Origin of the sequence: Brunnivagina elsteri CCALA 953 (assembly GCF_002289455.1) — a bacterium.
Classification (GTDB): domain Bacteria; phylum Cyanobacteriota; class Cyanobacteriia; order Cyanobacteriales; family Nostocaceae; genus Brunnivagina; species Brunnivagina elsteri.
The window spans coordinates 1-4,552 of the sequence record NZ_NTFS01000476.1; the positions used below are offsets into that span (position 1 = coordinate 1).

The 4,552-nt window shown below is 36.1% G+C and carries 4 protein-coding genes; 1 reads left to right on the plus strand and 3 read right to left on the minus strand.

The features are described from left to right. Window positions 1-304: 304 nt before the first annotated feature. Both CK510_RS26695 and CK510_RS26700 read right to left on the minus strand, forming a co-directional pair. Entirely contained in the window at window positions 305-844 is a 540-nt protein-coding gene (locus CK510_RS26695) for a Dps family protein (protein WP_095724544.1), read from the minus strand. Between the two features lie 268 nt (window positions 845-1,112). Next, complete coding sequence (locus CK510_RS26700) at window positions 1,113-1,478, minus strand: hypothetical protein (RefSeq protein ID WP_095724545.1); 366 nt, start codon at window positions 1,476-1,478, stop codon at window positions 1,113-1,115. Between the two features lie 778 nt (window positions 1,479-2,256). On the opposite strand from CK510_RS26700, the gene CK510_RS26705 reads away from it, so the two are divergent. Further along, window positions 2,257-3,108: a polysaccharide deacetylase family protein gene (locus CK510_RS26705; protein ID WP_245912451.1), complete on the plus strand. Its 852-nt coding sequence runs from the start codon at window positions 2,257-2,259 to the stop codon at window positions 3,106-3,108. 102 nt (window positions 3,109-3,210) lie between these two features. Here the strand turns inward: CK510_RS26705 and CK510_RS26710 are convergent, their stop codons facing one another. Next, complete coding sequence (locus CK510_RS26710) at window positions 3,211-4,416, minus strand: DUF7017 domain-containing protein (protein ID WP_095724546.1); 1,206 nt, start codon at window positions 4,414-4,416, stop codon at window positions 3,211-3,213. Between the last annotated feature and the right edge of the window lie 136 nt (window positions 4,417-4,552).

The window sequence follows — 4,552 nt, forward strand, 5'->3', positions numbered from 1 at the left end:
ATGCCTTGCTTGTAGGTTTTATATACTACTTTCCCAATATTTTGTTGATGTGTGACAGTTAGGGTGCGGAATGTGGGATATAAAATTAATAAAACTAAATGGACAAAAAGCTTAGTTTATGAATTAGACGCAAAAATAGGATTTTTAGCTAATCTTATTTTTTTATCCGTAGACGAAAGATTAAAATTATATCTTTTGTCAATAGGTAAAGCTTCAGAACCTATAAATAAGTTCTGAAGCTTTACTTTATAAACAACCTGTTAGTAAAGAAATGATTAAATATATCTTTACTTATTATTCCAAACTAGACACTAACAGGTGCGTGAATAGCTTCATTAACTTGCTTCCCATCTGGTTGTAAAGCCTGCCCTTCGATGAACGATCGCAACATCCAAGCCATTTCCTCATGTCCTTCCATAATTCCAGTCAGGAAGTCAGAAGTACCCTCATCATGAAATTTTTTGCTGCACTGATCTATATGTTCGCGAAAATTACGAATAACTTGTTCATGATCGTCTACCAAACGAGCTACCATTTCAGTCGCAATGGGAACATTACCAGAATGTTCTTTCAGAGATGCCAGCTTTAAAAATCCTTCCATAGTGCCAACAGGATAACCACCCAAAGCACGAACCCGTTCAGCAATCGAGTCAATTGTTTCAGTAAGTGCTTGATAATGTTCTTCCCAAAGCTGGTGTAGACTGCGGAACTGAGGTCCAACAACATCCCAATGATATTTCTTCGTTTTAACGAGTAGTAGATAAGCATCTGCCAAATCTTGATTTAATAGATCAATAACACCTTGACGCTGCTCTTCGCTCAAACCGATATTTAATCTACGCATTGCTAATTTGTCCTAAACTATGTTTCCTTATCTAATTGAACTAATTCCAGCACTAATAAACATCAATCAAAGGAAGTATTACCACCATAAAGATAAATAAAAAATAATATTAGGATGTTCCATTAATATATCATCAAGGCATTTCAGAAAAATCAGATAAAAGTCAGATTCCCGACTTAAAAAATCGAGAATCTGAAGCTATCTTTGAATTAGTAAGTAGATGACTCAAACTACTTAGCCAAACTAATATCGAAAATACTAATGAAAACTACTTATTACCTGTGACTTTCTTCAAAAAACTATTTACTTCACCTTCTACACTTACCGCATCTTGAGAATTACTAGGACGTTTCATTTTGTCAATATCAGCATCACCCTGAACCTCATTTAAACCCTTATTAGCTCGCTCCTGGGTCTGTTTTAAATTAGGTTGACCAGGAGCCATTCTCGAAACTTCATCTGTAAGACGTTGCGTTTCTAGTAATTGTGTTTCACCTTCTTTTAAATCACTTTGATAGCTTTCAGTTGCAAAAGCTGGAAATGCATTTGAAAACAGTAATAAAGAACAAGTTGCAATTACAATTAGATAACGAACTGGACGTAATATAGATAAAACAAAAGTAAACATTTTCATTGAATCTTCTCTCGTAGTTTAAAAATCAAAAAAATACCTAAATATTTATTCTCATTGCTAATAGTAATTGCGATGTTCTCCCACTTTAGCGTTCACCAAGTAAGAAGCTCTTTTTAAGCATTACAAACTACTGTGATTAGAAATATCAGTAGTAAATTCAGTCAGCAATTATTAGAATTAGTTTTTGAGAACTCTCATAAGGCAATCAATTTAGAAATCAAGCTAGCATCATACTAGAATAAGTATTATGATTACAAAATATAATCGACTAGCCGAAGTTCTAACTTTAGGTATTTGATTGCTATTTGTGAATATCACACTAATTGAAGTATTGTCTATTAATGTTTTACAAAAAAAATGCCTTATAGCGAATCAATCAATAGGCTGATTTTCTGATAAATATATTTATTTAAGCATCAGTCTAAAGGTATAGAAGTTATTACTTATCAAATAAATATCCAGATAAAATAGAATCATTCAACAATTTATAACTGTTATAACAATACATTTTTCAATTTGATTTGAAGCGCTTGTTTTTTGCTTCGTTACGACTGTCCTACATTTGTGCTACAAGGAGTGCAAGGGGTTGGGGAAAATTTTTTTGAGATTATCAAAAAAAGCTTGCGGGAGTTGGATTTTAAGTATGTAATATATCTGTAACAAGGTTAAAATTTGTTTAAAATGCGATCGCCGTAAGGTGTGTACTCTCTAGCATCGCGCAGCGACTGCTCCAGATTATCGCATCGTCGGAGGGCTAGATAAAGAAAGGATTAGGTAAATGGGTAAGTTCATGGCTGGAGTCAAAAACTATATGGTGTATCGGGGTTTTGTCCTGGGACTAGCAATTTCTTGTATTACGGCATGTAGTGACACCAATACAAAAGAGCGATCGCTCAATAAATCCGCAAATCCCACACAAAAAGGTCAGGTATTATCTGGGAATATTCCAGCTAGCACTCCATCCCCAAAACCAATAACGCAGAATCTAAGCTTCAATCCTCCAGCGAAATTCCAGGGAAAAACCCTATCTAAAGTCGAAGTACCAAATAATGAGAAAGTCATTGCCCTAACTTTTGATGATGGTCCTTGGAAAGAAACTACACCAAAGATGTTGGACATTCTCAAACAAAATGGTGTGAAAGCAACTTTCTTTTGGGTAGGGACAGCGTTGCAAGAAAACCCCGAAATTGGCAGGCAAGTTGTGGAAGATGGACATGCGATCGCAAATCACACTTTTCACCATTGGTACAAGCAGATGGATGCAGCAACAGCAAAAAGCGAAATCGAGCGCACTGCGGATTTGATTTACAAAACAACGGGGGTAAAAACAACTTTGTTTCGTCCACCAGGTGGTTATTTAAATAATGGATTAGCAGGCTATGCAAAAAGTCAAAATTATGCTGTAGTCATGTGGTCGCAAACATCCGCAGACACCGATCCAAAAGCAAAATATCAAGTGTTTATTAAAAACGTATTGCGGGATGCCAAACCCGGTGGAATCGTGCTGATGCACGACGGTGGAGGGGACAGACGCAGAACCGTACAAGCTTTACCTTTAATAATTCAAGGATTGAAAGAGAAGGGTTATCGGTTTGTGACGGTTCCAGAAATATTGGAAATGGGGAATTAGGGTTTGAAATTTGTGCGATCGCACATCGTATGTTATTACGGGTTATATATTAGCCAAAAGCGCTCCTGATAAACGCTAATAGCACTTTGATAAGTCCAATTTTTAACCGTTCTGAGTATCGTTGGTTATATTTATTTGTAGTGGCTTAATCACCAATAGGTCAATTTTGTTGTTTTTTTGATGTATTTGTAAAGATTTTCTCTGTTCATCAAGTATGGCAATCGCAGTCAATCCCCATTGGTTTTTCTTTTTATCGAATTTCTTCATTACAGCAAGGTTGACCATTTGCCTATCCTCCAACTGACCAGCCAATTCACGGGGAACATAAACATCATCGACAAAACCAAAACCACCTTGTTTGAGACAAAACTGACCACATTTATGAAGAATATTATCAAAGGCTTTACCTGAAAAGCGTTTTTCAATAACGACAATAGTTGAGCGTTCGTTGCTCCGATCGACAGTGACTATTACAGGATCGCCAAGCGTAAGATGTAAATTCTTTAGCAGTCCTCGCACTGGGCTAACAAGTTCTTCAGATTCTCCATGAGAAACTAATCCAAATTTAACCATTTTCTTGTCGTTTTTACTGGTAAAAGTACCAAGATAATTGGCATAATAGCGTGGACAAGTTGACCAAATAACCCTTTCTGCATCAGAAGCTATACTTTCTAATACTTCTTCTGGATTAGATAGATTTTCTGCATGAGTATACCAGGAAGTATTTAATAGGTTACGAAGTGACTGAGGGATTTTCCATTGATTCCGGTTACGAATCGTGAAAGCTTCTTTGGCAGACCATTTAGCTAGTTGTTCTTTACCTTGATGTACTGCCAATCGGCTCAAATTCTCGAAAACGCTAACACCAAAATTTGGATTGCTACAAGTTAAGCAAGCTTTCGCATAAAGAGCTAAAGCAAGTGCAGGATCGGAAGTTTCTAAAACTTTAGCAAGTGCTTCCCATGCCCAAAAATCATCGCGTTTCTGTTTAACAAAGGAAATCAAGAGTTGTTGAGATTTTTCTAACTCTCCCAATTGATTGAGCAATAAAGCCTTACGATAGTTAAGCCATTCAGACTTTTGTACTTTCGCTTTTTCTAGTGCATAATCAATCAATAAAATAGCAAAATTTTGTAATTCTTTTGCATCATGATAATCTTTGGCTGTTAACTCAATCGCAATTTTTCCAACTTCTCTTGCTGTTTTTTCAACTAAGGATTCAAATACTTTATCATCTTTACCAAGATATGTTTCCAAATCTTCCGCTCTAAAGGAGTCAACACTTGCCCATTTTATGAACTTAGGCAAGAATTTCAATTCCCCTGGGAACCTCAGAGTTTGCGATAGCAAGCGACTAAAAAGTAAATCTGACTTTTCCCGTTAAGTCTGAAAACATAGAGATATCAAGGGTTTCAGCCTACAAGACTATTGTCAAGAAATGAGG

Bases quoted from the DNA above. Each gene is read 5' to 3' on its own strand.
- CK510_RS26695 (WP_095724544.1), bottom strand. From the start codon at position 844: ATGCGTAGATTAAATATCGGTTTGAGCGAAGAGCAGCGTCAAGGTGTT.
- CK510_RS26700 (WP_095724545.1), bottom strand. From the start codon at position 1,478: ATGAAAATGTTTACTTTTGTTTTATCTATATTACGTCCAGTTCGTTAT.
- CK510_RS26705 (WP_245912451.1), top strand. From the start codon at position 2,257: ATGGGTAAGTTCATGGCTGGAGTCAAAAACTATATGGTGTATCGGGGT.